General features: G+C 46.8%; 1 protein-coding gene. It reads right to left on the bottom strand.

Annotated elements, in window-relative coordinates:
• Positions 1 to 90: 90 nt before the first annotated feature.
• On the bottom strand, positions 91 to 1,584 hold the full coding sequence (locus BLV54_RS15180) for a hypothetical protein (protein WP_090572410.1): 1,494 nt from the start codon (positions 1,582 to 1,584) through the stop codon (positions 91 to 93).
• Positions 1,585 to 1,663 lie beyond the last annotated feature (79 nt).

The raw sequence follows: 1,663 nt of genomic DNA, 5'->3' as shown, positions 1-1,663 counted from the left end.
GGCCATCCTTCTCTCGAACGGATAATACCTTACGGCGAAATGATACTGGATAGGTCATTCACAAATTATAATCAATTTATATGTGATTGGCTATAGAATCAGATAAGGAATACTGCGCGCCTTAAGATCTTGCACCCAGGTAGCACGAATAGCCTCGATGCGAGTATCGAGGTATTTTCGACAGGAATAGATGACGACAAGGGTATCACTTGGATAGCCGGTGGCCGGCATTGAGGATTCAAGCTTGGTCGGCGTATTGAAAATGTCATCATGTTTGTTGCCAAACTTTGCACTGACAGTTGCTTTGATATTCGCTAAAAAGAGTCGTAGCAGTGGTTTTTCTTCTGGCCACCGCACAAGGCGCATCAAAGCTGATTGCACAGGGGGTGGGAGAAAATAATCCACCTTGGTCTCTTCGATAGCTTTATTGATGATTTTTTCAAGAAAAAGCAGTAAATTTTCAACCTGCATATCTTTGCCCAAACGACATTCACAACAGTATCCGAGCAGGTCAGCACCGAGAAAGCCATTTTGCCAGTCATTAAGGTTCAAGGCGTGGTTTTGTAGCGCATCCAGAGCGCGCTGCAAGCTGCTATCATCGTCTTGATCCAATGCATCAGTCACGGTACGGGCAAGCCTTGCCGCAGTACGCTGCGCCTCGTAGAACATACTTCCTGGACGTGGACTAAGTTCTCGCAGGGTCTGAATTAATCTCTCTTTCATTTCCGGAAACTCATGCTGCAATTGATTTTCTTTCGCCAAAGGAAAGGTAGCAAGCCGAACTCCTTCAGCCGGATCTTCAAGCAACATGCTGATGAGCATGCGGCCAGCCGATGTTAGCTTGTCATTCAAGATAAACAGCGCATTGACCACAACCTCACGCAAGAAAATGGTGGCTTCAGGATTGCCCATCTGGCGAAAATAGCGAATAGGTTCGACTAACGATTCCAAGTTTTGAATAACAGGCCTGGATGAATCAAACGTCTGCTTCAAGCCATCCCAATACTTACCAGCCCGCATCAGCTCATTGTCATTAAGTTGCGGATGCTGCTCATGTAGCAAGTACCAGAATTCGGGTGAGAGACCGTAATTGCGCACCAGGCTTTTCACAAGGTCACGACGGAAATAATCCGTGTAGCTTGGCCATGGCGATAACAGTACGACCACCGCTTGCACCAATTCAAGGTCACGCAAGCGCGAAAACCATTCACCCCGAAATGCATCCAGCACACCTATCACAGCATATCTGAAACGCTGTGCGAGCTGGAAGTCGATTAGCCCAACGCGACACCGACGATCCAGCTCGCGCACGGCAAAGTGGATGCACTCGGTGTTGGTCCAGCCGGTTTCAAGATAGTTGGTAAGTTTCCAAAGCAGATTAATAGCACGTTCGATATGACCAGAAACTACCAGTGCGGGTAATGCGACGGTCAAGCTCCACGCATCGCCGGCATGATCATAGTTATGCCAACGTTGAATATCAGTAACATCTCTTAGGCGCCGATAAATATCGTACTTGCAGAGTGTCGGCACAACAGAATCGAGATAGCGATCGCGTACTTCTCCACTAATTCCAATTCGCATTGAAAAATGAAGAAATGAAACAATATAGCCATGAATTAGAGGAAAGAATCATGGCAAGAAAAGCGAGTGGAATAGATCA

The sequence above is a fragment of the Nitrosomonas sp. Nm33 genome, assembly GCF_900107265.1.
Taxonomy (GTDB): Bacteria; Pseudomonadota; Gammaproteobacteria; order Burkholderiales; family Nitrosomonadaceae; genus Nitrosomonas.
This window is presented reverse-complemented; position numbering and strand designations above follow the sequence as displayed.